At 51.6% G+C, this 25,599-nt stretch carries 17 protein-coding genes and 3 pseudogenes; 18 read left to right on the top strand and 2 right to left on the bottom strand.

Features of this window, described 5'->3' with window-relative positions:
• Nucleotides 1-574: 574 nt before the first annotated feature.
• The 5 genes and pseudogenes from ETA_RS17915 to ETA_RS17895 form a co-directional block, all read left to right on the top strand.
• A pseudogene (locus ETA_RS17915) lies at nucleotides 575-917 on the top strand (YqhA family protein); the annotation flags it as partial.
• Nucleotides 918-992: 75 nt separating this feature from the next.
• Nucleotides 993-2,488 (top strand): annotated as a pseudogene (locus ETA_RS17910) (phospholipase).
• A complete protein-coding gene (locus ETA_RS17905; RefSeq protein ID WP_012443015.1) occupies nucleotides 2,485-3,261 on the top strand; it encodes an ankyrin repeat domain-containing protein in 777 nt (258 codons plus the stop codon). The pseudogene ETA_RS17910 and the gene ETA_RS17905 overlap by 4 nt, the downstream one beginning before the upstream one ends.
• Nucleotides 3,262-3,596: 335 nt before the next feature.
• Nucleotides 3,597-4,094 (top strand): TIGR00645 family protein, encoded by a 498-nt coding sequence (locus tag ETA_RS17900; RefSeq protein WP_042959209.1) that lies wholly within the window; start codon nucleotides 3,597-3,599, stop codon nucleotides 4,092-4,094.
• Nucleotides 4,095-4,393: 299 nt separating this feature from the next.
• Nucleotides 4,394-5,290, top strand: coding sequence for an alpha/beta hydrolase (locus tag ETA_RS17895; RefSeq protein WP_231853291.1), 897 nt, complete (start codon nucleotides 4,394-4,396; stop codon nucleotides 5,288-5,290).
• Between the two features lie 32 nt (nucleotides 5,291-5,322).
• Here the strand turns inward: ETA_RS17895 and ETA_RS17890 are convergent, their stop codons facing one another.
• Complete coding sequence (locus tag ETA_RS17890; protein ID WP_012443012.1) at nucleotides 5,323-6,237, bottom strand: LysR family transcriptional regulator; 915 nt, start codon at nucleotides 6,235-6,237, stop codon at nucleotides 5,323-5,325.
• 121 nt (nucleotides 6,238-6,358) lie between these two features.
• On the opposite strand from ETA_RS17890, the pseudogene hpxD reads away from it, so the two are divergent.
• The 10 genes and pseudogenes from hpxD (at nucleotide 6,359) to ETA_RS17840 (ending at nucleotide 16,927) form a co-directional block, all read left to right on the top strand.
• Nucleotides 6,359-7,393: pseudogene (gene hpxD, locus ETA_RS17885) on the top strand (molybdenum cofactor-independent xanthine hydroxylase subunit HpxD).
• 8 nt (nucleotides 7,394-7,401) lie between these two features.
• Nucleotides 7,402-8,364 carry a PDR/VanB family oxidoreductase gene (locus tag ETA_RS17880; protein ID WP_012443009.1) on the top strand — a complete coding sequence of 321 codons (963 nt, stop codon included), beginning with the start codon at nucleotides 7,402-7,404 and terminating at the stop codon, nucleotides 8,362-8,364.
• Nucleotides 8,365-8,744: 380 nt separating this feature from the next.
• The gene (gene sugE, locus ETA_RS17875) at nucleotides 8,745-9,059 is read left to right on the top strand and encodes a quaternary ammonium compound efflux SMR transporter SugE (protein WP_042959208.1); all 315 of its coding nucleotides are present in this window, start codon (nucleotides 8,745-8,747) and stop codon (nucleotides 9,057-9,059) included.
• Between the two features lie 234 nt (nucleotides 9,060-9,293).
• Complete coding sequence (locus ETA_RS17870; RefSeq protein ID WP_012443006.1) at nucleotides 9,294-10,004, top strand: PilZ domain-containing protein; 711 nt, start codon at nucleotides 9,294-9,296, stop codon at nucleotides 10,002-10,004.
• A 394-nt stretch (nucleotides 10,005-10,398) separates the two neighbouring features.
• The gene (locus tag ETA_RS17865; protein ID WP_012443005.1) at nucleotides 10,399-10,932 is read left to right on the top strand and encodes a fimbrial protein; all 534 of its coding nucleotides are present in this window, start codon (nucleotides 10,399-10,401) and stop codon (nucleotides 10,930-10,932) included.
• Nucleotides 10,933-10,983: 51 nt separating this feature from the next.
• Nucleotides 10,984-11,667: a fimbrial biogenesis chaperone gene (locus tag ETA_RS17860; RefSeq protein ID WP_012443004.1), complete on the top strand. Its 684-nt coding sequence runs from the start codon at nucleotides 10,984-10,986 to the stop codon at nucleotides 11,665-11,667.
• A 93-nt stretch (nucleotides 11,668-11,760) separates the two neighbouring features.
• Nucleotides 11,761-14,304: a fimbria/pilus outer membrane usher protein gene (locus tag ETA_RS17855; RefSeq protein WP_049778771.1), complete on the top strand. Its 2,544-nt coding sequence runs from the start codon at nucleotides 11,761-11,763 to the stop codon at nucleotides 14,302-14,304.
• 5 nt (nucleotides 14,305-14,309) lie between these two features.
• The gene (locus tag ETA_RS17850) at nucleotides 14,310-15,374 is read left to right on the top strand and encodes a fimbrial protein (protein ID WP_012443002.1); all 1,065 of its coding nucleotides are present in this window, start codon (nucleotides 14,310-14,312) and stop codon (nucleotides 15,372-15,374) included.
• 86 nt (nucleotides 15,375-15,460) lie between these two features.
• Nucleotides 15,461-16,186 carry an EAL domain-containing protein gene (locus ETA_RS17845; protein ID WP_012443001.1) on the top strand — a complete coding sequence of 242 codons (726 nt, stop codon included), beginning with the start codon at nucleotides 15,461-15,463 and terminating at the stop codon, nucleotides 16,184-16,186.
• Between the two features lie 459 nt (nucleotides 16,187-16,645).
• Entirely contained in the window at nucleotides 16,646-16,927 is a 282-nt protein-coding gene (locus ETA_RS17840; RefSeq protein ID WP_231853290.1) for a type 1 fimbrial protein, read from the top strand.
• 141 nt (nucleotides 16,928-17,068) lie between these two features.
• Here the strand turns inward: ETA_RS17840 and gorA are convergent, their stop codons facing one another.
• Nucleotides 17,069-18,421: a glutathione-disulfide reductase gene (gorA, locus tag ETA_RS17835; protein ID WP_012442999.1), complete on the bottom strand. Its 1,353-nt coding sequence runs from the start codon at nucleotides 18,419-18,421 to the stop codon at nucleotides 17,069-17,071.
• Between the two features lie 354 nt (nucleotides 18,422-18,775).
• Between gorA and ETA_RS17830 the strand changes: the two genes are divergently transcribed.
• The 3 genes from ETA_RS17830 to ETA_RS17820 are packed head-to-tail and all read left to right on the top strand — an operon-like array spanning nucleotide 18,776 to nucleotide 25,582.
• Nucleotides 18,776-21,157: a type I restriction-modification system subunit M gene (locus ETA_RS17830; RefSeq protein WP_012442998.1), complete on the top strand. Its 2,382-nt coding sequence runs from the start codon at nucleotides 18,776-18,778 to the stop codon at nucleotides 21,155-21,157.
• A 10-nt stretch (nucleotides 21,158-21,167) separates the two neighbouring features.
• A complete protein-coding gene (locus ETA_RS17825; protein ID WP_012442997.1) occupies nucleotides 21,168-22,475 on the top strand; it encodes a restriction endonuclease subunit S in 1,308 nt (435 codons plus the stop codon).
• A 56-nt stretch (nucleotides 22,476-22,531) separates the two neighbouring features.
• The gene (locus ETA_RS17820) at nucleotides 22,532-25,582 is read left to right on the top strand and encodes a type I restriction endonuclease subunit R (protein ID WP_012442996.1); all 3,051 of its coding nucleotides are present in this window, start codon (nucleotides 22,532-22,534) and stop codon (nucleotides 25,580-25,582) included.
• Nucleotides 25,583-25,599 lie beyond the last annotated feature (17 nt).

The raw sequence follows: 25,599 nt of genomic DNA, 5'->3' as shown, positions 1-25,599 counted from the left end.
GCTGATTAGGTTAAAAGCCGCTGATTTCATGTGTTCGCCAGTCAATGAATATCCAGTGCAGAATAAAATAGAATAGAGAAGAGTGAAACGTAGGTAAAGCATTCGGTGAGGCATATTTTAAATATTGAGAGATTACTCACATGTTTTGTGTATTCACTCTCACATGATGATATTTGTTCTGCTTTGAGATCCACTCGTTTTATATTATAGGTTAGAGTATAAAATTCGGATTCACCCTCCCTTTTAATTGAACGTTTTTAATTGAATACAGTGAATATATGGAATGTTTTTTCTTCGGGTAAGCGTGCTAATCCTGGCGGATAAATAAATATGAACGCTGTTTTTTCTAAAAAAACCAGACACTATGCCTCTGACCAGATTCAGCTCTGTTTAACTTATTGGCAAAAGCCGCTGCCTGAGGATCCTCTTAGGTAACAAATGCGGATAAGACGCTATCGTCTGCGGTATCACCACCTGAAATTACGTAATTCCGACGACTAACGAAGAGCCGATTGAAAAAGTTCATCGACCTCCGGGTATACTGTGCGCTCTGTTGAATTGTAAAGTGGATGGTATGGAACGTTTTGTTGAAAACCTTATTTATGCCTCGCGCTGGGTATTAAGTTTTTCAGGAGGTGTTTCATCTGCTGCCGCATGTGCTGAGCATGGCGGAAAACGATATGGTGCTGCTGTCGATGATCGATCTGACGCCAGTCGTTGACCTGCTGGTGATGGTGATGCTTTCTGGCTATGAGAACTTTGTTTCAAAGCTGGATCTCGCCGAGCATAAAGAGAAACGTAACTGGCTGGGCAAGATGGATTCCGGCTCGTTGAAGAATAAAGTTGCGGCGTCGATCGTTGCCATCTCTTCCATTCACCTGCTGCGGGTGTTTATGGACGTGCGCAATATTGCCGATGGCTAGCGGAATATGGAATACCTGATAGCGGCCACTATGATGTGGCTGAATACATGCAGGGAGAACAGGGAAAGCATGAAACTGATATTTTTTTCTTACGAAAACACGGAACCTGAGAGCTTTTCACGCATCATCAGCCCGGCAAACGCACGCAGTGAACTTGACCGCAGCTATCTGTTCGGTGGTGCTGCACAGATGTCGATTTGCAGCCGCTATAACATCATGCGCAAAAGGCAGTCGGGTAGGGATATTCCGGGTTTTGCAGAGGAACCCGGCGTCAAGAGGCACGTCTTCGATGAAATCAATCACGGCAGCCTGCTGGCGATTGATGAAGTTTTCGCCGTTTGGTCGCCGCTGAAGCACCCGTTTTACATTGATGAAAAGGGAAAGTTACAACGTTATCCAGGAAGCTATCTTCCTGCGATGTACCCGGTATCGCGTATCATCGGACGCTACGAAGAAATGGTCAGCCGTTACGCCAGACGCCCCAGACCAACCCCGCTTCCCTCTCGGCAGAATTTAGCGAAGGAATCTCCATTACGGCAGGCGATAGCCACGGTAGCAGCCACCGTGGTGGCGACAGTGGACAGCATGCGCCCGATGACCAAGGCGGAGCGGTGGCAGGAGCGGAAATACCTGATCGATCGGGGAAGCCGCAGCCTTTATCCGGATGCGATGATCGCCGCACGGAGACTGGCAGAGAACAATATTGCCGTTGAAAAAGCGAAGCTGGCCCAGAATATCTACGGTGTTAAGGATAATCCCATAAACGCCCTGAAATCGATGCCGAACGTTCCTGAGGGCTGGACTGATATCAGCAATGATAACAATGCCTTATCATTGATCGGATTAACCCCTAAGATGCTTTACGACCGGTCAGAAAACCCGGACTTTTTTGCGCGGATCTATTCTCCGGATAAATCGATATTTGGCTCAGAGATGAACCCTACGCTGGTATTCAGGGGGTCGAGAGCTCCGGAGCTCTCGGCTGGCGTTGGATATGTCGCAAAGAAAGTGCTATTTGAAGGGGATTACTCTGGAATTAAAAATATCAATGACTGGGCTAATAATATTAACCAGGGGGCGGATTTGATTCCGATTATTATAGGAAGGCTGTAAAAATAGGGATGAAATTATCTAAGTCACCAAATGGAATAGATATATCAGGTCACTCGCTTGGTGGCGGTATGGCTTCTGCTGCTTCTATTGCCAGTGGAAAACCGGCATGGACATTTAATGCCGCAGGGGTGAATGCAGGCACGGTGGAGAAATACGGTGGCACCCTTGTTGGCGGTGCCAGAAACATACAGGCTTATCGGGTAGAGGGCGAGCTGCTGACGAAATTGCAGGAAATCAATTTGTTAGAAGATTACAAGAGTGTCAATGGTAACCTCCATTTACTGTCTGCAAAAGAGGGGTTGTCGTCAGTCATCCCGGATGCCGTGGGGATAAAACACACTCTGCCGGGAGGAAAGGGGTCATTGCTCGACAGGCACGGGATTGATCAGGCGATTGATTGTATTGAAGGTCAGAAAGACGAGGATATTGCCATAATCAGGGGCCGCATATGAAAAAAATATTAATCGTCATCACGATATTACTTTCAGCACTGATGGTACAGGGGTGTAAAAAAGGTATGGATCTGAAAGCGCAGGATTATTTCGAAGGAAAGCAGTTGGCTCTGGCAAAGGGAATTGAAAAAGGAGACCGTGATGAAATAAGAAAAATTTTGCCTGAAATGAGCGCAGAAGAGCTAAACCAGCCGGGGAAAGCATCGATGACCCTGCTGTTCTGGGCAATAAGCAGCTCACTGTACGATCAGGCCACGCCGGAGAGACTGCAGATAATAACCGAACTGGTTAAAGCAGGCGCAGATCCCTTACAGCCACAGCCCAATATGCCCGGCAGTCCGGCAGAGTCCATGATGCAGGCGGATAAAGGGATTTGGATAAAAGCGCTTCTTGATGGAGGGTTATCGCCAAATGCCAGGGATAAAGTTCACAACCAACCCATTATATTTGAAAGCATTTGGGCTAAGAACACTCAAACCTTAAATGAAATGATAAATCACGGTGCCGATATCAATATAAGAAACTCGTTGGGGGACACGTTACTTATAGATGCGCTAGATTCTGCTTCCTATGCACACGTTATTCTGTTGTTAGATAAAAATGCGAGGAGTGACATAAAGGGAAATTCAGGATGGACTATGGCTCATCAGCTGCAACGTTTAATTAAAATGAATGGTGAGGGAAGCGAGGAAAGGAGAGTACTTGAAGAAATAAAAGGGAAGCTAATTGCTAATGGAGGGGAATGGCCTCCTGCTCCTGTGCGAAAAGAGTAGATGTAGACATTTGTACAGGCAACGAATGCCGCTATATATCCTATGAAACAGAGACTTAGTTACCATCGTTTCATTGGTTTTTGGGGCCAGTCTGGCTACCCTGTCGGCGCTGCAAAAGCAGGGCCAGCCGCTTCAGAACTGACGGCTGGCGATAAGTCATTTTATTATTGGGTTCGACGATCGTCAGCGCGTCCAATCGCACCATCAAGACGAGACTGCTGATGTCATCATCGTGTAAAAATCATCCGATCCCACGCTTTAACCTTCGTCAGATTGAAAAAGTTCACCGACCTTCGGGTATACTGTGCGCTCTGTTGAATTGTGAAGTGGATGGTATGGAACGTTTTGTTGAAAACCTGATTTATGCCTCGCGCTGGCTGCTGGCCCCGATCTATCTTGGCCTGTCGCTGGGACTGCTGGCGCTGGGCATTAAGTTTTTTCAGGAGGTGTTTCATCTGCTGCCGCATGTGCTGAGCATGGCGGAAAACGATATGGTACTGGTGCTGCTGTCGATGATCGATCTGACGCTGGTCGGTGGCCTGCTGGTGATGGTGATGCTTTCTGGCTATGAGAACTTTGTTTCCAAGCTGGATCTCGCCGAGCATAAAGAGAAACTTAACTGGCTGGGCAAGATGGATTCCGGCTCGTTAAAGAATAAAGTTGCGGCGTCGATCGTTGCCATCTCCTCCATTCACCTGCTGCGGGTGTTTATGGACGCGCGCAACATTGCCGATAACAAACTGCTGTGGTACGTGATTATTCACCTGACGTTTGTGCTGTCGGCATTTGTGATGGGCTATCTGGACCGCATGTCACGCAAAGATAAGCTGTAACCGCACGCGGCCTGGTGCTGCCAGGCCGTTGTGACACTCTGGCTGTGCGGGTGATTTATTCGTTTTGAACCGCATGTGATGCCTGCTGCGTTTTTCTTCGCGCCGATATTCCCCCTGGCCCACGTTTTCCCAATCCACGAAGCGATGAAGGCGTCAATAATCTTCCCTCAGGTGATGAAATAAGTGTGACGGAAGTGGCATTTTTAGGCGCGTATGCTTACTATCTCGCCACTGGGCCAGGCTTCTTTTATTGCTCAGCACTCCCTTACTGCTCCCTGCTGAGATACTGGACATGTACCGTGATTAGTCGCCGTCGGTTATTATTGGGAACCGGGGCGTTTATATTTGCCATGAATACCGACAACCTGTACGCACGTCAGGACTTTTTCCCGCTGTGGCCGGATAAGCCGCCGGAAGGCGGCGGGCCAAAGGGCGCGCTGCGTATTTCTGCCAACGGCTCCTGGTCCAATATCGTGACGCCTTGCATTCAGCGTTTTGTTCCGGAAAAACCAAACGGTAAAGCGGTGCTGATTGCTGCCGGTGGGGGATATCGCTGGATCGGTATGGGGCGTGAAGGGTGGCCTGTGGCGCGCTGGCTTAACGACAAAGGCTTCACCGCCTATGTGCTTAGCTATCGTCTGCCCGGCGAAAATTGGCAGGATGGCAATCATGTGTCTTTGCAGGATGCGCAGCGCGCAATCCGCCTGGTGCTTTCCATGGAGCAAAACGTCCATCTGCTCGGCTTTTCGGCCGGTGGTCATCTGCTGGGCATGGCCGCCGCACGGCCCGATTTTGCCTCATATCCGCCCCAGGATGCTATCGATCGGCTGGTGCCGAAAGCCAACAGCGTGGGGCTGATCTACCCGGTGATCACGCTTGAACCCCCCTACACCCATACCAATACCCATTTATCGCTGGTGGGCCATCACCCGGCCCCGGCAGACGAGGCGTACTGGTCGGTGCAAAACTATATCACCCGTACCTTCCCTCCGCTGTTTATTGCTCAGGCGGAGGATGACCCCACCTCTAACCCGCAAAACAGCGTCATCATGCACGATACCTGCCGCCGCCACGGGGTGCCGGTACAAATGATCCGTATTTCGCAGGGCGGTCACGGATTCGGCCTGGGTAAGGTGGGATCGCCAGCCGCTATCTGGGATGAAGCCTACGCGGTGTGGCTGGCGGCACGTCACTGATCTGCCGCCGTGCGCATCAGCATGGCCTGGTGCTATCTCTGTTCCCCCGCGAGATCCTCCAGTACCCGGCTCAAGTGCTGGATCACCACCTGGGCGGCGCGTGACAGCTGGCGTTTGGGTGCCACGCACAGCGCAAGCGTGAGTGGGCGTACCGCCTGCCCATGCAGCGGCACAAACGCCAGCGTACCGCTCGCCACCTCCTGCCTGACATCCAGCAGGCTCAGAACCGACAGACCGGCTCCGGCGCAGACCAGCGATTTGATTAAACGAATATCGTTACAGCTGATGGTGGCCTGCGGCGTCATCCCGTGCCGTCCGTACAGCATCGCGGTGCGCTCATGCACCATGAGCGGTGCCGTAGGCATGATATGGCGGCTTTCGCTGATTTGGCCGAAGGAGAGCGAAGGCTGCTGCGCCAGCGGATGGTCGGCAGGCATCACCACGCCGATCGGCAGTTCGCAAAATGCCCGCACCTCCAGCCCGCCGTGCGCTATCGGATCCAGCAGCAGGCCGAAATCGATCTCGGCGCTGGCCACCCTGCCAACGATAGTCTGGCTGTTGTGCACCGCCAGATCGAAGGTCAGCCACGGATAAAGTTCGGCAATGTCGGCCAGTGCATTCACCACCACGCCTTCATTTAGCGCGGCAATCAGCGCCAGGCTGACGTGCCCGCGCTTCAGCCCCTGTAGTTCATCAAAGCGCTGCCGGGTGCGGCAGAATTCGCGCTCCCAGCGCCGAATATCATCATACAGCAGCTCTCCGGCCGTGGTCAGCTTAAGCCCGGCGGGCAGTCGTTCAAACAGCCGGGTGCCCATCATCTCCTCCGCCAGCAGAATTTGTCGGTTGATCGCCGAGGCGGAAACATGCAGCTGCTCCGCCGCCTTACGCAGGCTGCCGCTGGTGGCCACGGCGGCGAAGTAGTGGGAAAAACGTGAAAAAGGATCCACGGGCAGCTCCTGTACGAATTTTTGCAGAGGATGAGTGAATTATCTCTGATGGACTGCAACACCTTCGAGTATCCACAATGTCCGTAACGATAACAACCGTCCGTTAACCCAGGTGACTACCATGACAGCCAAAATAACGCCGCCGCCGCACTGCACTTTTGAACCGGATGACTGGGAACGCCTGGCGCGTCACTGGCATCCGGTGGCGCTGGCCGCTGATATCGGCCAGGCCCCGATAAAGGCGGTTTTGCTGGATGAACAGCTGGTGATTTACCGTGTTAATGGCGAGGTGGTGGTGGCGCGCGACGTTTGTCCGCACCGCGGCGTGCCTCTGACGCTGGGCTTCCATGATCAGGCGGGGATTATCTGCCCCTATCACGGTTTGCGCTTTGGATAAGGTGGCCGCTGTAATCGCATCCCGTCCAGCCCCGACCAGCCCATCCCGGCGAAGCTGCATCTGCTGACTTATCCTACCGAGGAGCGCTATGGGCTGATCTGGACCTGTCTGGCACCGGACGAAGGGGCCGAGCCAACGCTGCCGGTGATGCCGCACTGGGAAGATGCCGGTTTCCAGCAGATTGTCTGCCCGCATTTTGACGTGGCCGGGTTTGCCGGCCGTCAGGTGGAGGGCTTTCTTGATGTGGCGCATTTTGCGTGGATCCATACGGAAACCTTTGCTGACCCGGAAAATCAGGCGGTTCCGCCGTATAACCCGGTAGAAACGTCCTACGGTTTTAGCGTCGATTACTGGAGTTCCGTCAGTAACTACTCTGCCGACTCCGATCGTCAGGCGCCGGAGGGGTTCCAGTGGCTGCGCCATTTTGAGATGCACCTGCCGTTTACCGCGACCCTGACTATTCACTTTCCGCAGCAGGAGAAGCTGGTGATTATGAATGCGGCTTCTCCGGTTTCAGCGCGTAAAACCCGGCTTTTTGCGCCGATTGCCCGCAATTTTGACCTGCATATCCCGGTCGCGGAGGTCCATGCCTTCAATCATCGGGTATTTGAAGAAGACAGGCTGATGGTGGAAACCCAACGCCCGGAGCGGCTGCCGCTCGATTTAACGCTGGAAGCCCATATTCCTGCTGACCGCAGCTCTATAGCCTATCGTCGTGGCCTGAAAAAACAGGGCTTTGGCGACTTTTTCCTCGTGTAGGGGGCATTATGCAGACCATTGAGGTGGTGGTAGATGCGCTGGCACGCCAGGGCAACAACAATCTGTCGCTAACGCTGGTGAGCGCGGACGGCAGTACGCTGCCCGCCTGGCAGGCCGGGGCGCATATCGATCTGCACCTTGCCGCCGGGCTGATCCGTCAGTATTCGCTGACCGGAGATCCGCAGCAGCGCGACAGCTGGCTGCTGTGCGTCAAGCGTGAAGAGGCCTCGCGCGGAGGATCGCGCCTGGTGCACGAGAAGCTGCGGCCCGGTCAGCGGCTGACGGCCTCTTTGCCGCGCTCGCTGTTTGCGCTGCGGCCCGCCCGGCACACGGTGTTGATCGCTGGCGGAATTGGCATTACCCCGCTGCTGGCGATGGCCGAACAGCTGGACGCCAGCGGACAGAGTTTTGAGCTGCACTACTATGTCCGGCAGCGGGGTGATATCGCCTTTCGCCACCGTTGGCAGCAGGGTTTTCGCCACGGCAGCGTGAAGCTGTGGTGCGGCTGTGAAGGGCACAGCCCGCGCCGCGCATTGCCGCCGGCGTTACAGCATCCCGATGGCCAGCGCCTGTATCTGTGCGGCCCGCAGGGGCTGATGGCCCACGTTCAGCAGCAGGCGCTGCACCACGGCTGGTCGCCGGAGCAGGTTCACAGCGAAGCCTTTGCCGCCGTCACCGCGTTGGACGGCCAGGATGCAGGGGAAGGCTTTACGCTTATCTTGCAGGCCAGCGGGCGGTCGTTCTACGTACCGCCGGAGAAGACGATCGCCGTGGTGCTGCTGGAGAATGACATTGCCATCCCCCTTTCCTGCGAAATGGGCATTTGCGGTGCCTGCCTGACGCCGGTGGTCTCCGGGCTTGCCGATCACCGGGATACCGTGCAATCGGTAGCGGAAAAAACCTGCACCTCCCAGCAAATCGCCCTGTGCTGTTCGCGCAGCCGCACGTCGCAATTGGTGATTGATTTGTAACGAACACAAGACTTGCCGTATGCCTGAACCTGACGGCGCAAAAGCGCCTGAGTCCCGGATGTAGCCTACAGAATCCCCATTGAGAAGCTAACAGCGTCACCCCGCGGGTCTTGTCGTTAATAGATGGACAGTCTTGCCACGGCGCGCCCGCGCGATCACCGCCCCGGCGGTCAACTGCAATAACGCGGTAACCGTGCCAGGTGCGCTATTTCTTGCCACTAAGTGCCGACTCATGTGATGAATTAAGTCGCAGATTGGCGCTTTGTCGTGTCAAATACCTTGATTAGGTTTAAACTCTACGCATTGCCTGGTTGAGGACGACCTCAACGTTTTCAGATATATGACGGGACGACCCGCTTTCTAAACTTATGGAGTTAATGATGGCGTGGTTAATCCTTTTCATTGCCGGTATTTTTGAAATCGTCTGGTCATTCGCCATGAAAGAATCACATGGTTTCTCAAAATTGGCGCCTTCGTTGGTCACCATTGTTGGCATGCTGGTCAGTTTCGGCTGTCTGGCATGGGCAATGCGCGTACTGCCGTTGGGCACCGCCTACACTGTCTGGACCGGTATCGGCGCCGTTGGGGCCTTTCTGATGGGAATTTTTTTCCTTGGCGAGCCGGCCAGCGCCATGCGAATCATCGCCGCGACGCTGATCGTTTCGGGCCTTATCCTGATGAAAGTTTCTTCGTAGGTCATTGACCACCGCAACCGGACAGTACAAATTTGACGTCAAAATGCGTGCCGTGTCGTTTCGAGGCGGTATATTTAATATGTGCGTCACCATATCGCGCATTGTTATTAACATAACTCGTTCGTTTTATATGATGGCAATGCGTCTGGATACCAACGCGATATTTTTGACGGGCTATTTGACTTAAGTAATTGCAATATTAAAGCTAACAATTGAAAGGAATAATAAGGCCAGATGCCAACATTATCTTATCGAGTCATGACTAAAACTGACCGTTACGAAATTCTCGCTTTACTACGAGAAGCGATGAAAAAAAGTGGTAGCGTTGAGCTGGAGCTTCAGGAGAGGACGCTAAGCTGCCAGTTCCTGCATATTGATTTACAGAGTTTTAGCATTGCCTTCATGGAGGAGCTGTGCGACGTTGCGACTCCTCTGGAATTTGTGATTAAAGGCAGTAATGAAAGAATCGGCTTTACCACCTCCAGGCTGGCTGAACAAAACGTTCCTGGGGGGCTGGCATTTCAGTTTCCAGCAGAAATCACTCTTGCCCAGCGTCGTAGTGAGATCAGGATCACCATCGCTGAACACCACAATTTCTTTTGTGAAGGGCGGTTCCGCGATGGTTTTAGCCATAAACTGCGGGTTAAAGACCTGTCACGCAACGGTATCGGGCTGATTTACGACAGGCCACTGCCCGAACTCACTCGTCCAGGCATGCTGCTTAAAAATATGTTGCTGATGTTGGGCGATCTTGACTCATTCACGGTGGATTTAACCGTGCTGAGCATTAAGGAAATTACGTCACTGGACGAAATGAACAAAGAGTGTACGCATCACATTTTTTCCTGTCAGTTCCACAAGCCGTCTCCTGATTTTTCGCGAAAAATGGAGGAAACGGTAATGGGTATTGTTCTGGAAGATAAGCGGATGAAGCGTCTGCGCTAATGTTTTATCAGTCAGCATTCGGAGGTGACGTCAGCGGCAGAGGTTGTTTGATATTTAATCAAAATCAGCAAAATCTAGCCTGGCCGCAGGTTTTTTTTATTTTTTTTCCCTAACAAACAAAATTTTTTTGCTGTTTTTATGTAAAGATTTCGATAAGAATCTTCTTAAGATCAATAAATTGTATTGTTTGATTGTTTTTCTCTATTAATAAATGCACCTGGCGCAATTTTACTCATCAATCAGTGAGTGACTCCAGGATATATTCCTGACGGGTAGTTATTTCTCGACAGCCTTCTGCGGTATCTGGTTACAAAACAGAATGAAAAGGGATGGCCGGGTCGGGACACTTACATTCGCTTAAATATTGATGCATTTGTCATTCACGGAGAAGAAAATGAAAAAAATCTTGTTAACTTTTGCTGCCGCAGCACTGACTCTGATGGCCGCTAATGCGCAGGCCGCCAACGGCACGGTTAAATTTACTGGCTCTATCGTTAAATCTGCCTGTGATGTTACGTCGGGCGATGCCAGCAAAGAAGTATTTATCGGTAAATACCCAACCAGCGCATTTAAAAAAGTGGGTGATGTCACCGCTTCTAAAGCTTTCACCATTAACCTGGCCAACTGTGAAACCGGTAATTACACGCTGCGTTTTGATGGCCCTACCGTTTCTGGTAACCCGAACTTACTGGCAGTCAACGGCGCCGCCGGTGTGGGTATCGAAATTCTGGATAACAACGAAAAAACGCTCCCTATCAACCAGAGCTCCGATGCCAACTCACCGTGGGTCGCTATTGCCAGCACCGATAGCCAGAGCGCTAACGGCAGCGCCGCGTTTAACCTGAAAGCGCGTTACAAGTCCTATAACACCGCAGTGACTGCTGGTGATGCTAATGCCAGCTCAAGCTTCACCATCGAGTACAAATAAACGGTAATTTTTGTGCCTGCCATGGATGGCACACTTTAAAAGGGTAGATAAATGATTAAGTTATTCGCTGCCACACTGTGTTTTTTCTCCCTGAGTGCTGCCGCCGGCATTCAGGTCGACCAAACCCGTGTCATTTATAATGGCAATGCGAAGTCGGCGTCACTGGATATTCATAACGATCAGCCTGATACCTATATGGTGCAAACCTGGCTGGATGAGGGTGATAAAAGTAAAATCCCGCAGAATATTCCTATGCAGGTGATCCCGCCGATACTTAAGCTGGCCGGCAAAAAAGAGGCCGTTCTGCGCTTTGTCTACTCTGGTAATGGACTACCACAGGATCGCGAATCCCTTTTCTGGATCAATATACAAGAGATCCCGCCAGCGCCTAAGAATGAGAACGTATTGCAGATAGCGGTACGTACCCGCATCAAACTGTTCTACCGCCCAACGGGGCTGAACACCACCTTGCCGCAGCAGATTGCCGCGCTGAAATGGCAGCGTCAGGGGAATCAGCTGATCGTTGAAAATAATGGGCCGCTGAATATTACGCTGGGTGTGATCAGCCTGGCAGGGGGCGCCGGTAACAAACGGGAGATCAATGCCGATATGATAAAAGCATTCGATCGCATCAGCATCCCGCTTCCTGCCGGGGCAGAAAATGCTAAACGGCTGAGCTTTACCTATATCAACGATTTTGGCGGGAATACCCGGGTAGAAGATATCAGTCTGTAATGTGACGGTTTGAACAGCGCTATGGATGATGTTGGACAGAGATATGTTATGTGGTTCGCAGTGAAAAATGATGTAGCCGCAGGCAGAAGAAGCATGAGATCGCGCCTGCTTCAGGCGTCTGTCTCAATGTTGTTGCTACTCGGTATTTCATCGGCTTCGGCGGAAGAAACCTTCAACACGTCTTTTATTCACGGCGATCCCTCCGCCGTCAGTACGCTGGCTAATGGCGATGATATTCTTCCCGGTAGTTACCCCTTTGATATTTATCTCAACGGGCAACGGGTTGATCATAAAGCCGTCGACTTTCGTAAAATCTCGCCGGAAAAACCGATACAGGTCTGTATCAGCGCCCGTGACTATCTCGCGTATGGTGTCCAGCTCGATGAGAGCGAAGGAACAGCATCAGACTGTTACGATCTTGCCCGTCATCTTGATGGCGCTAAGCTGTCCTATGATGCCAGCGTGCAGAAAGTGGATATCCTGGTGCCGCAAATTTATCTGGTGCCGGTGGCTCAGGGCTCGCTTTCACCGCGTTTATACGACCACGGGATCAATGCCGGGTTTATTAACTATAATTTCAGTGGCTCCAATAACCGTTCGCGCACGTCAGGCCTCAACAGCAATAGTAATTATTATTTTTTGTCGACTAACAGCGGCTTAAATCTGGGTCAGTGGCGGTTACGTAACAATGCCAACTGGCAGCAGCAGTCCGGCAAAAGCCGCTGGCGACCTATCGCCAGCTGGGCAGAAACGGACATTATTCCATGGCGTTCGCGTTTCCAGCTGGGCCAGCGCAGCACCAGTAACGCCGTGTTTGATAGCTTCCAGTTTCGCGGCGTGCAGCTTTCGAGCGTCACCGACCTGCTGCCTGACAGCCTGCGAGGCTACGCCCCGGTGATACGCGGCATCGCCCGCACCAGCGCCCGTATCGAAGTCCGTCAAAACGGTTACACGGTGTACAGCACCAACGTGGCCCCAGGACCTTTTGTCCTCAACGATATTTACCCTACGACGTCAAGCGGCGACCTGCAGGTGACGGTTTTTGAAGCCGACGGCGCGAAACAGAACTTCAGCGTGCCCTTTTCCTCCGTCACACACATGCTGCGTGAGGGCATCTGGGACTATGCGTTGACGGCGGGTAAATATCAGGACGGAACGACGAACTACCAGCCGCGTTTTATTCAGGGCACGCTTTCACGAGGGCTGAGCCATGACTTGACGCCCTATGGTGGCCTGCTGGTCGCCGAGCACTACCGTTCTGGCGTGCTGGGCGTGGGGAAAAGTTTAGGTGTGCTAGGCGCGGCCTCTTTTGATACCGCCTGGTCGGACACCGAATTATTCAATGGCGATCGCCAGCAGGGAGCCAGCTTCCGTTTCCTCTATTCAAAGTCGTTGAATGCGCTCGGTACGCAATTACAGGTTGCCGGCTATCGCTATTCAACGTCAGGTTATTACGATTTTAGTGACATGGTCAGTGAACGATCGAGCTATGAAAATGGCCGCTATCGCAATGAATACAGTGATAATACGCAGCCGGCTCAAGGGGTGCCCGGATGGGCGGAAGATCGTCGCAAGGTTTATTACACCGATCGCTATAACAATAAGCGGCAGCGACTTGAGCTGACGCTCAACCAGCATATCGGCCCCGTTTCGTTGTACTCCAGCGTGACCAATCAGACCTATTGGGGCAGCGGCAATCGCGACCAAACTTTCCAGGTGGGGATGAACAGCGTGGTTAAAGAGATAAGTTATGGCCTCTTTTTACAGGATACGCGCAGTAACTATGGTCAAAAAGACCGCAATATCACCTTTACGCTATCCATGCCCTTTACGGTGTTCAGCGACAGACAGATCACGGCAAATATGAACCTGTCACACAGCAAACAAAGTGGCGACAGCTATAACACCGGCGTGAGCGGCACGCTGCTTGACGACAACCGTCTGAATTATTATCTGCAAACCGGCCATTCGCGCAGCGGCGGGCAGACCAGCACGGGCGATGTGGGGTACATGGGCAGCATGGGAAATGCCGAGGTGGGCTATACCCAGAGTGAAACTTACCAGCAGGGCACGCTGAATCTGTCGGGAGGGGCGTTAGCCCACGGCGGCGGCATCACTCTGTCCCAGCCTTTGCAAAATACGATTGTCCTGGTCGAAGCGAAAAATGCCCGTGGCGTGCGTCTGGAAAACCAGCCGGGCGTGGCTATCGATCGTGCCGGCTATGCGGTAATGACTTCTGCCATGGCCTACCGCCACAACCGGGTTGCGCTGCGCACCGAGGACATTGGTGCCGGGCTGGATGTGCCGCTGGCAGCGAAAGACGTGGTGCCGACCTATGGTGCGATCAGCAAAGTCGCTTTCGAAACGCGCAGCGGGCAAAGTTTACTCATTCATCTGCAGGGAACGGAAGAGCGCTCGCCGGCGATTGGTGCGGCGGTCTTCAACGTGACCGGCAGCAATGTCGGCACCGTCGGCACCAACGGAAGTACTTTTGTTTCCGGCGTTAACAGCGATGAACGTCTTCAGATTAAATGGGGCGAAAGCGCCGCAGAAACCTGCTGGGTAACGTTACCGGCCATCGAGATCCGCCAGACGGTGGGCTATCAGGAACTTAATCTTCCCTGCAGGACTCAATAAAAAGGATGCTCTCTATGGTTGCGCAGTTTATTCGCGGTTTGACCTACTCCGGCTTCGCATTGATGATGGCGGTATTTAGCCTGTTTTCCCCCCATGCTCTGGCCCTTTCCTGCACGGAGGCATCAACCGGATCGCTTGCTCAGACCATCGCACTGGATCAGGCGATCAGCGTTTCAACGGCAAATTTAACGCCGGGAACGGTCCTGTGGCGCTCACCAACCTACACCTCAACTTTCAAGTGCCGGGATAGCGAAAATTATCCACAGGGTGAGAACGCCTATCTCTATTGGGACCCGTCCAGCCAGATGCAGGCCATTCACCCGTCAATAGAAGTGGGCGTCACCTGGCGAAGCATTGATATTAAACCCACTTCCGGCAGCAGGTCTGACGTAGGTCGGGGAACCGAATGTCGTCGGGCGTGGGGATTTTGGGGCTGGGGATGTCGAGCGCCGGCGCAGTCATTAACCGTGAACGTCACCTATTCTGTTTACATTAAAGCGACCGGCAGCCCTCCCCCGGCTAACGGCCGCATCAACAATACTGGCCAATACGCTATTTTTCAGGTTGACGGTTTCTATGGTCTGAACAGTACGCCCAACAGTAATTTTCGTGCTTACGTTACCGGGCTGGGAAACATTCGTTTTATTTCCTGCACGCCGCAGGTCAGCGTCGTGGCGAATAATGGCAATACGGTGAATTTCGGCACCATTCCGGCACGCCGGGCGGTGGCGGGCACCGTTGAAAAGCAGATGCCTTTCTCGGTGGCGGCCAACTTGACCAATGCCGGGCAGGATTGTCAGGGGCAGGTGCTGGTTGCCAGCTTCAGCACCACGTCGCCAGTGAGCGGCACGGATATTATTTTGCCCAGTACCAACAGCGGCTTTGGTATCTCGATCTCGACGGCCAGCGCTCCGGGTAATTTCATTCCTTTCAATACCAGCGTGCCGTTAGGCTCAGTGAATGGCAGCGTGGTGCAGAATGATTTCATTGCCAGCCTGCGCTGGCTGAGTGATTCCCCTCAAACGGGAACATTCAACGCCTCGGCGAATGTCGATGTCACCTTTAAATAAGGCAATGACATTTTATGAGCAGAGATCCCATCGTCTGGCGATCCTGCCGACGGGCGAAAATAGTGCGCTAAAAGGAGGTTTCGATAATGCAAATATCACCGTCTGCCGTGCCGCCCGTCACTCGATATGTGTTTCATCCCATGTACAATGGCGCTGGCAGAACGATCGCCTTTGAGTGTCTGACGCGCTTTCCCCATCTGGCCAATCAAGGCAGTGACTGTGTTGAACATTTCTTTTTACATGCCAGTGCGCAACAGCGCCGTGCGATTTTTCTCTCCCAGCTTGCCTTTATCGAAGTTCACCAGACATGGTTCCGGCAGCGTGGTGTCATCGTCACATTAAACGTTGATGACGACACGCTGAGCCTGTTGGCGCAGAGCGAAATGATTCGCCGGGTAAAAAAGATGGGCTTCATTCATTTTGAAGTGCACGAGAATGCTTCCCGCCTGTTCTGGCAGCAGCAGCTGCACAGTCTGCTCACTCGCCATTATTCTCTCTGGCTGGATGATTTTGGTAACGGAATCGCCCGCATGCAGATGTTGCCCGGCTGTGCATTTCGCTTTATTAAGATAGATAAACAGGTTTTCTGGAATTACTGGCGGCATCCAACGGGAAAGCGCCAGCTGGCTTCTTTGCTGACCGAACTGCAACGTGGCAATTTCTGTGTGGTGATTGAAGGCATTGAGACCGGCGCGCAACGCCAGTGGCTGGGTAATATGCCGTTTTACGCCCTACAGGGGAAACTGTGGTCTGAAATGAGTATGGAAGAGTTAAAAGAAACGCCCTCGATGCTCTATACCGACCCTCACTAGTTTGCCCCTGTCATTTATCGTCGCATGGATCGCTGGCGACTCCCCAGATTGTTTCCTAAGTTATAGATCACAGCGGTAACCATTATCCTATCTCAAATAAGTATATGATCACTCCGTAAACCTACTCTAGCCTATCAATCCATGCTAATTAATAGATTTAAACAGCAGACATAAACCTATTTATATGCATTACGCGTCCGCTTTCTGTGTATGCTTAATAAGGCAAGCGTGATGCAGCCGTTGTGCTTCAGGCGCGCAGGACCTCCGAAGTCTCGGGGGATTTTCGTGAACTGTCTGGCTGGTGTGAAAGCTGTGTGGATAACCGGAACGAAGAGCGGATGATGAAACGGTCAGTTCGTTCCCGGTGGCATTGGTGGGCAGAGATAGGGTGGGGGTAGGCTTATGTATGGGAACAGTTATTTGAACTGGCGCAAAGGCATTCTGTTATCAGGAATGATGATGGCAGTTATGCAGGGCGACGCATTAGCCAGCGAGCAGCGGGCGGTGGTTGCCAGCGGTCAGGTTCACTTCAGCGGTCAAATTTACGAGCCTGCCTGCCAGATCCAGGTTGAAACGAGCAACGTTTCCAGCGACTGCTTTAATCAGGGGAAAATGGCACGCCAGCCTATCGATGTTTCAACCAGCGATGTACAGACATTCAATCAGAACCGCACCCGATCGCAATTGAACTGGCTTGACAGCGCACAACGTCAGGGCCTGCTGACCATCAGCTACCGGTAATTTCCCGCTATTTTTCTGACGAGATACGCGCCGCTTTACCCTGGTTTACGGGTTGCGAGCGCCCTGGCCATGCAGCCGCGAGGTATGGAAATATGGAAGTGGGCTGGAGAGCCAACCCACCGTGCAACGTTAAGCGCGAGACTATCGCATGGTGACAAACTCTTCCGACCCGGTTGGGTGGATCGCTACCGTGTTATCGAAATCTTTTTTCGTTGCGCCCATCTTCAGCGCTACCGCAAAGCCCTGCAGCATCTCGTCCATCCCGTAACCAATGCCGTGAATGCCGACGATCTTCTCATCATTACCCATGCACACCAGTTTCATCCGGCACGGCTGGCGATGTTGCGTGACGGCGGTGTACATCGCGGTGAACGATGATTGATACACTTTCACCTGGTCGTCGCCGAACTTCTCACGCGCTTCCGGCTCGCTCAGGCCCACGGTGCCGATTGGCGGATGGCTGAATACCACGGTCGGTACATTGCTGAAGTCCAGATGCTCGTCCGGCTTGTTGTTAAACAGGCGCTCGGAGAGGCGGCGTCCGGCAGCTACTGCCACCGGGGTCAGCTCTACCGCTCCGGTGTTATCGCCGACCGCATAGATGCCCTTCACGTTGGTATTCTGGAACTTATCAACGCTGATGTAACCCTTTTCGTTCAGCTGCACGCCGGTCACGTCCAGATTCAGGTTATCGGTCATCGGTTCACGACCAATCGCCCAGACCAGACAGTCCACGGTCTGCTCTTTTCCATTCTCCAACTTCAGGGTCAGGCTGCCGTCGGCATTTTTCACTACCGCTTCGGGCGTTGATTCGGTATGCAGCGTTGGGCCCTCGCTGTTCATCACTTCGACCAGCGTGTCGACAATCAGCGGATCGAAACTGCGCAGCGGCGCGTGTTTACGCACGTACAGATGAGTTTCGGAACCCAGCGCGTTCAGCACCCCCGCGATCTCAACGGCGATATAGCCTGCACCCACTACGGCAGTCCGTTTTGGCAGCGCTGCCAGCTCGAAGAAACCATCGGAGTTAATACCGTGCTCGGCCCCTGGGATGGCAGGCAGGCTTGGGCGGCCGCCGGTGGCGATCAGAATATGATCGGCGGTAATTTTCTCGCCGTTCACCTCAACGGTATGCGCATCGACAAAGCGCGCAAAGCCTTTGATCACGTCGACCTTATTTTTGCCCAGCACGTTGTCGTACGAGGTATGGATGCGGTCGATATAGGCGCTACGATTTTTTACCAGCACGTCCCAGTTAAACTGATTGACGGTGGTATCAAAGCCGTAGTCCGGGCCGTAGTTATGGATAGCCTCGGCGATCTGCGCCGCATGCCACATCACCTTCTTCGGTACACAGCCCACGTTAACGCAGGTGCCGCCGAGATCCTTCGCTTCGATCAGTGCACATTTCTGTCCGTACATGGCCGCACGGTTAATGGAGGCGATACCGCCGCTGCCGCCGCCGATGGCAAGATAGTCATAGTGTTTGGTCATCGCGTGTTCCAGTTCCATAAGTGAGTAAATTCAGCTACCCGAGAGTGTAACGCCTGTTGGGTAAAACCCGCAAAGTTTGCGTCTATGATTGTGATAGGAGCGAGGCGCAGAGCGAGCGCTGTGCCAGACTCGCAGCCATACAGCCCCCGCCCTTTACTGACGACGTTAACAGGCTTTAAGCCAGAAAACGTCGAAAATGGTATAGGATAATCAACCTGCCTGGCATACTGGCAAGTAAGATTATACTTAACGGTCGGTGACTCGATAGACGTAGCCCCGGCCGGTTAACATTTGCATAGCGTTTAAAAGCGGCTTTGGTGACCCAGTGTCAGGCCGCTTTCTACAGGACAAAAAATGGATCACAGCGTACACAACAAACTGATTTCTTTTATCTGGAACATCGCCGACGACTGCCTGCGTGATGTGTATGTTCGGGGTAAATACCGTGACGTTATTCTGCCAATGGTGGTACTGCGCCGCCTTGATACCCTGTTAGAGCCGGGCAAAGAAGCCGTACTGGCCGAAGTCAGGTTCCAGAAAGAAGAATTACAGGCAACCGAACTGGATGATGCGCCGCTCATGGCGGCCAGTGGCTATGTGTTTTACAACACCTCAAAGTGGACGTTAAATTCGCTGTTTAAGACGGCGACCAACAGTCAGCAGATCCTGTTGGCGAACTTTGAAGAGTACCTGCTGGGCTTCAGCGACAACGTCAAAGAGATCGTGGCCTGCTTTAACCTGCAGGCACAAATCCGCCATATGGCGGCGAAGCAGGTGCTGCTGGATGTAGTGGAAAAGTTTGTCTCGCCTTATATCAACCTGACGCATAAAGCCGTAGACGATCCTGATGGCTACAGCATGCCAGCCCTGTCAAATTTGGGCATGGGCTACGTCTTTGAAGAGTTGATTCGTAAATTTAACGAAGAAAACAATGAAGAGGCCGGCGAGCACTTCACGCCAAGGGAAGTGATTGACCTGATGACGCACCTGGTATTCGACCCGGTAAAAGACAAATTGCCGCTGACAATGACGGTATACGATCCCGCCTGCGGTAGCGGCGGCATGCTGACCGAATCGCAGAACTTTATCGAAGCAAAATACCCCAGCAGCAATCGTGATATTTACCTGTACGGCAAAGAGATCAACGACGAAACCTATGCTATCTGTAAGTCAGATATGATGATCAAGGGCAACAATCCCGAGAACATCAGGGTGGGTTCGACGCTATCGACCGATGAGTTTGCCGCGCAGCGTTTTGACTTTATGCTGTCCAACCCGCCCTATGGCAAGAGCTGGGCCACTGAGCAGAAGTACATCAAAGATGGCGGCGATGTGATTGACCCACGCTTTAAGGTCAAACTGCGGGATTACTTCGGCAAAGAAGAGACGGTCGACGCCACGCCGCGCTCCAGTGACGGACAGCTGCTGTTCCTGATGGAAATGGTCAGCAAAATGAAAGACCCGGCGATCGGCTCGCTGGGCAGCCGCATTGCCTCGGTGCACAACGGCTCTTCTCTTTTCACCGGTGATGCCGGCGGTGGTGAAAGCAATATCCGCCGCTACCTGATCGAAAACGATATGCTGGATGCTATCGTGCAGCTGCCCAATAACCTGTTCTATAACACCGGTATCACCACCTATATTTGGCTGCTGAATAATAACAAATCACAGGATCGCCAGGGCAAGGTGCAGCTGATTGATGCCAGCCTGCTGTATCGCAAACTGCGCAAGAACCTCGGCAATAAAAACTGCGAGTTTGCCCCCGAACATATTGCCGAGATCGCGCAAACGTATCTTGCCTGTACCGGGGCGGAAAGAGCACTGGACGCTAACCACGATGCCGTGGGTATCGCCAGCAAGGTGTTCAGTAACGACGACTTTGGCTATTACAAGGTCACCATCGAGCGCCCCGACCGGCGCAAGGCCCGCTTTAGCCGTGAGGCCATCCGGCCGCTGCGCTTTGATAAACAGCTTGCCGAGGTAATGGCCTGGCTGTACGCCGAACACGGCGACAAGGTCTACGAAAAGGGCTTTTTAGCCTCGGTCGAAAAAGACACGCAGGGCTGGTGCGCAGAGCGCGATATCAGTCTGAATACCAAGGCCAGAAGCAAGCTGCTCGATGTGAAAAACTGGCTGTCGCTGCAAACGGTTTATCACTGCGCTGAACGGCTGATGGCCACTATCGGCGGCGAAGAATTTGACGATTTCAACCGGTTCAAAGCACAGGTTGAACAGGTGCTGAAAGCGGAAAAAATAAAGCTGTCGGCGGCGGAAAAGAACGCGATTTTAAACGCGGTAAGCTGGTATGACGAATCGGCGGCTAAAGTTATCAATAAAACGGTGAAGCTGAACGGCGATAAGCTACAGGACCTGTTAGAACGCCTTGAATGTGAAGCCGCAGACCTGCCCGATTTTGGTTTCTACCCCAGCGGCAAGAAAGACGAATATATCACTTACGACAGCAGTGCAGATCTGCGTGATACGGAATCAATACCCCTTAAGCAAAGTATTTATCAGTATTTCCTCGACGAAGTGAAGCCGCATGTGGCAGAGGCCTGGATTAATCTTGACTCGGTAAAAATAGGCTATGAGATCAGCTTTAATAAATATTTCTATCGCCATAAGCCGCTGCGTTCTTTAGAGGAGGTGGCGCAGGACATTATCAAACTGGAGCAGCAGTCTGAAGGGCTAATTGCGCAGATTCTGGGCATTTCAGTTGATAAGATTCAGGGATAAGGGGGCGATAATGGTGAATATGGCTGAGTTGCCTAAGTATGAGGCTTATAAAGAGTCTTGCTTAAATTGGATCGACACTATTCCATATGATTGGGAGTTAAAACGCTTTAAGTATATCCTTGATGAAATTAATCTCCGCTCTAAAACGGGTAAGGAAACTCTACTTTCCTTAAGCAAATACAATGGAGTTTTGCCAAAAGACTCCCTGGAAGAACGTTCTGGTTGCGCAGAAACGCTTGTTGGTTATAAGCGTGTAGGAATAAAAGATCTAGTGATCAACAAAATGCAAGCAGTTAATGGATTGCTTGCAGTGTCAAGAATCGAAGGAATAACCAGCCCTGACTATTCAGTCTATAGATCTAAGAATAACCTTATATTGAATATAGACTTTCTTGGCTATTTACTATTGCAGCCTGAATATATTGGAGAGTTTAAAAAAAGAGTTACAGGCGTGATGGAAGGGTTTATCCGTTTGTATACTGAGGACCTTTACTCCATTCATGCAATTTTGCCTGATGTTAAAACGCAATTCATAATAGTCAAATACCTTGATAAGAAATCTGCCCAGATTGATGAAGCAATAAAAATCAAACAGCAGCAAATTACGCTTTTAAAAGAGCGTAAGCAAATCATTATTCAAAAGGCGGTAACGCAGGGGCTTGATCCGAATGTACAAATGAAAGATTCCGGAGTTGACTGGATTGGAAAAATCCCAGTGCATTGGGAGATCCGTCGCAGCAAATTCTTGTTTACTCAACGTAAAGAGAAAGCCTTGAATGACGATGTTCAACTATCGGCAACCCAGGCCTATGGGGTTATACCACAAGAGAAATATGAAGCATTAACAGGTAAACGCGTTGTAAAAATACAATTTCACTTAGATAAACGGAAGCATGTTGAAAAGGATGATTTTGTTATCAGTATGAGAAGCTTTCAAGGAGGTCTTGAAAGAGCCTGGTCTTGTGGCTGCATCCGTTCTTCTTATGTGGTTCTGAAAGCATTGCAGAATATTGATCCTTTATTTTATGGCTACTTATTGAAATTACCTTCCTACATTGCAGCGTTACAGCAAACGGCAAGTTTTATCAGAGATGGCCAGGATTTGAACTTTGATAACTTTTCAAGAGTTGATCTTTTTATACCGCCACTCGAAGAACAGACTGCAATCGCTAATTATGTTGAGTCATTTTTGACATCTTCAGATGAAGCTATGAATTTGATTGAACAACAAATCGAAAAACTCAAAGAATACAAAACCACGCTAATCAACAGCGCGGTCACCGGGAAAATAAAAATTACCCCTGAAATGGTGGAATAAATCAACCACGCCGGTGGCAAAAAGCAGTCATATTCTGGATAAGGACGAATAACATTATGGTCAGTCAGACTAACGAGCAGGCGCTGGAATCAGCCATTGAAAAGAGTCTGGTGGGGGTCAGTGCTGAAGAGCGAAAGGCGGGGCTGGCAGCACAGCACGCCGCAGCAGGGTATCTGGCGGGGTCGGCAGTCGATTTCAATAAGCAGTATGCTCTTGACGAGCGCCTGTTCTGGCAGTATCTCAACCGGACCCATGCGCCGGAACTGGCCAAACTGCAAAAAAACCACCCGGCTGACTGGCAGCGCAAGCTGCTTGAGCGTTATGACCGACTGATTAAAAAACACGGCATATTGCACCTGCTGAAAAAAGGGTTAAGCGTTGATGACGCGCATTTTAACCTGATGTTTCCCGCTCCGCTGGCCAGCAGCAGTGAAAAGATAAAGCAAAATTTTGCAGAAAATATATTTAGCTGCACCAGACAGGTGCGCTATTCACTGGGCAATCCGCTGCAAGAAATTGATATGGTGCTGTTTATCAACGGCATTCCCTTCGCCACGCTGGAACTTAAAAATGCCTGGACCGGGCAGACCGCGCGTTATCACGGCCAAAAACAGTACTGCGAAGACCGGGACAGCACCCAGCCGTTACTGACTTTTGGCCGCTGCCTGGTGCATATGGCGGTGGATACCGATGAAGTCTATATGACGACCAAACTGGCGGGTAAAAGCACCTTCTTCCTGCCGTTCAATAAAGGCCACCATCATGGCCAGGGCAACCCACCCAATCCCAACGGGCACAGAACGGCTTATCTGTGGCAGGCGATTTTTACCCGCGACAGCGTGGCCAATATCATCCAGCATTTTGTGCGTCTGGATGGCAGCAGCAAAGATGCCTTAGCAAAACGCACGCTGTTTTTCCCGCGTTATCATCAGCTTGATGTGGTTCGGCAGCTGGTCGCCCATGCGGCGACTTATGGGGTTGGTCAAACCTATTTGATCCAACACTCGGCCGGGTCAGGCAAGTCCAATTCAATTACCTGGGCGGCCTATCAGTTAATTGAAACCTACCCCTTTTCTGCTGCCGCCGCTGCTGGCAAAAGTTTAGAACAACCGCTATTTGATTCCGTTATCGTGGTGACCGACAGACGCCTGTTGGATAAACAGCTGCGTGACAACATCAAAGAATTTTCCGAGGTCAAAAATATCATCGCCCCGGCGTATAAATCCTCGGAGCTTAAGCAGGCGCTGGAAAGTGGTAAAAAGATCATTATCACCACCATCCAGAAATTTCCCTTTATTATTGACGGCATAGCCGATCTCAGCGACAAGCGTTTTGCGGTGATCATTGACGAAGCGCACAGCTCCCAATCCGGCTCTGCCCATGACAATATGAACCGTGCTATGGGTAAAGCGCAGGTGGAAGAGGCCGAAGACGCCCAGGATAAAATCCTACAGGCCATGAACACGCGTAAAATGCGCGGCAATGCCACCTATCTGGCCTTCACCGCCACGCCGAAAAACAGCACCCTGGAAAAATTTGGCCAATGCCAGCAGGACGGTTCGTTCAAACCTTTTCATCTCTATTCGATGAAGCAGGCCATTGAAGAAGGTTTTATTCTCGATGTGCTGGCCAACTACACGACTTTCAGAAGCTATTACGAGATCGAAAAGTCCATCGCCGATAATCCCGAGTTTGATAGTCAGAAAGCGCAAAAGAAATTGCGCGCTTACGTTGAGCGTAGTCAGCAGACCATCGATACCAAAGCCGAGATCATGCTTGAACACTTTGTTCCGCATATTGTGAATGCGAAGAAGCTGAAGGGGAAAGCGAAGGGCATGGTGATCACGCAGAATATCGAGGTAGCCATTCGTTACTACAAGGCCATTCAGCGTATTCTGCAACAGCAGGGCAATCCATTTAAGGTGCTTATTGCCTTCTCCGGCAGTAAAGAGGTCGATGGTATTGAATATACCGAAGCGGATATCAATGGCTTCGCGGAAAATGATACCAAAGAGGCCTTTGATAGCGATGAGTTTCGCCTGCTGGTAGTGGCCAATAAATACCTGACCGGCTTTGACCAGCCTAAATTATGTGCCATGTACGTCGACAAGAAGTTAACCGGCGTGCTGTGCGTACAGGCGCTCTCGCGTTTAAACCGAAGTGCGCCCAGGTTGGGTAAAAAAACCGAAGACCTGTTTGTGCTGGATTTCTTCAACTCTGTCGAAGATGTCCAGACGGCATTTAACCCCTTCTATACCGCCACGTCGCTGTCCCAGGCGACCGATGTCAACGTGCTTCATGAACTGAAGGATGAGATGGATGAGGTGGGCGTGTATGAGTGGTACGAAGTCGAAGATTTTGTTGTGCGCTATTTCAATAATGAAGATGCGCAAACGTTAAGCCCCATTATAGACAGGGCGACGGCACGCTTTGAAAGCGAACTGGAACTGGAGCCAGAGCAAAAAATAGATTTTAAAATTAAGGCCAAGCAATTTGTTAAGATTTACGGCCAGATGGCATCGATCATGCCTTATGAGATTGTGGCATGGGAAAAATTGTTCTGGTTTCTGAAGTTCCTGATCCCTAAGCTGATCGTAGAAGATCCGGACGCAGATGCGTTCGACAAATTACTGGAGTCGGTAGATTTAAGCTCTTATGGCTTACAGCGGGTCAGGCTGGGTCATGGTATCAGGCTGGATGCCGCTGAAACGGAAGTTGATCCTCAGAACCCGAATCCCAGAGGTGCGTACGGTACAGAAAGAGAGGCCGATCCGCTGGATGATATTATTCGCAACTTCAATGAACGCTGGTTCCAGGGGTGGAGCGCCACGCCAGAGGAGCAGAAAGTTAAGTTTGTGAATATGGTCAATAGCGTGCGCAGCCATCCGGACTTTGCAGCCAAGTATCAAAATAACCCGGACCCGCACAACCGGCAGCTGGCATTTGACAAAATGCTGAGGGAAATTATGCTACTGCGCCGGAAAGATGAGCTTGAACTCTATAAGCTTTACGCCAATGACCCGGCATTTAAAGCCTCATTGACCCAAAGCATGCAGCATATGCTCGACCAGGGCGGCGGAATGGGTGCGCAACCCCCGGCACAATAATCAACGGAGCCTGCTGA

It is taken from the genome of Erwinia tasmaniensis Et1/99 (genome assembly GCF_000026185.1).
In the GTDB taxonomy this organism is placed as follows: domain Bacteria; phylum Pseudomonadota; class Gammaproteobacteria; order Enterobacterales; family Enterobacteriaceae; genus Erwinia; species Erwinia tasmaniensis.
This window is presented reverse-complemented; position numbering and strand designations above follow the sequence as displayed.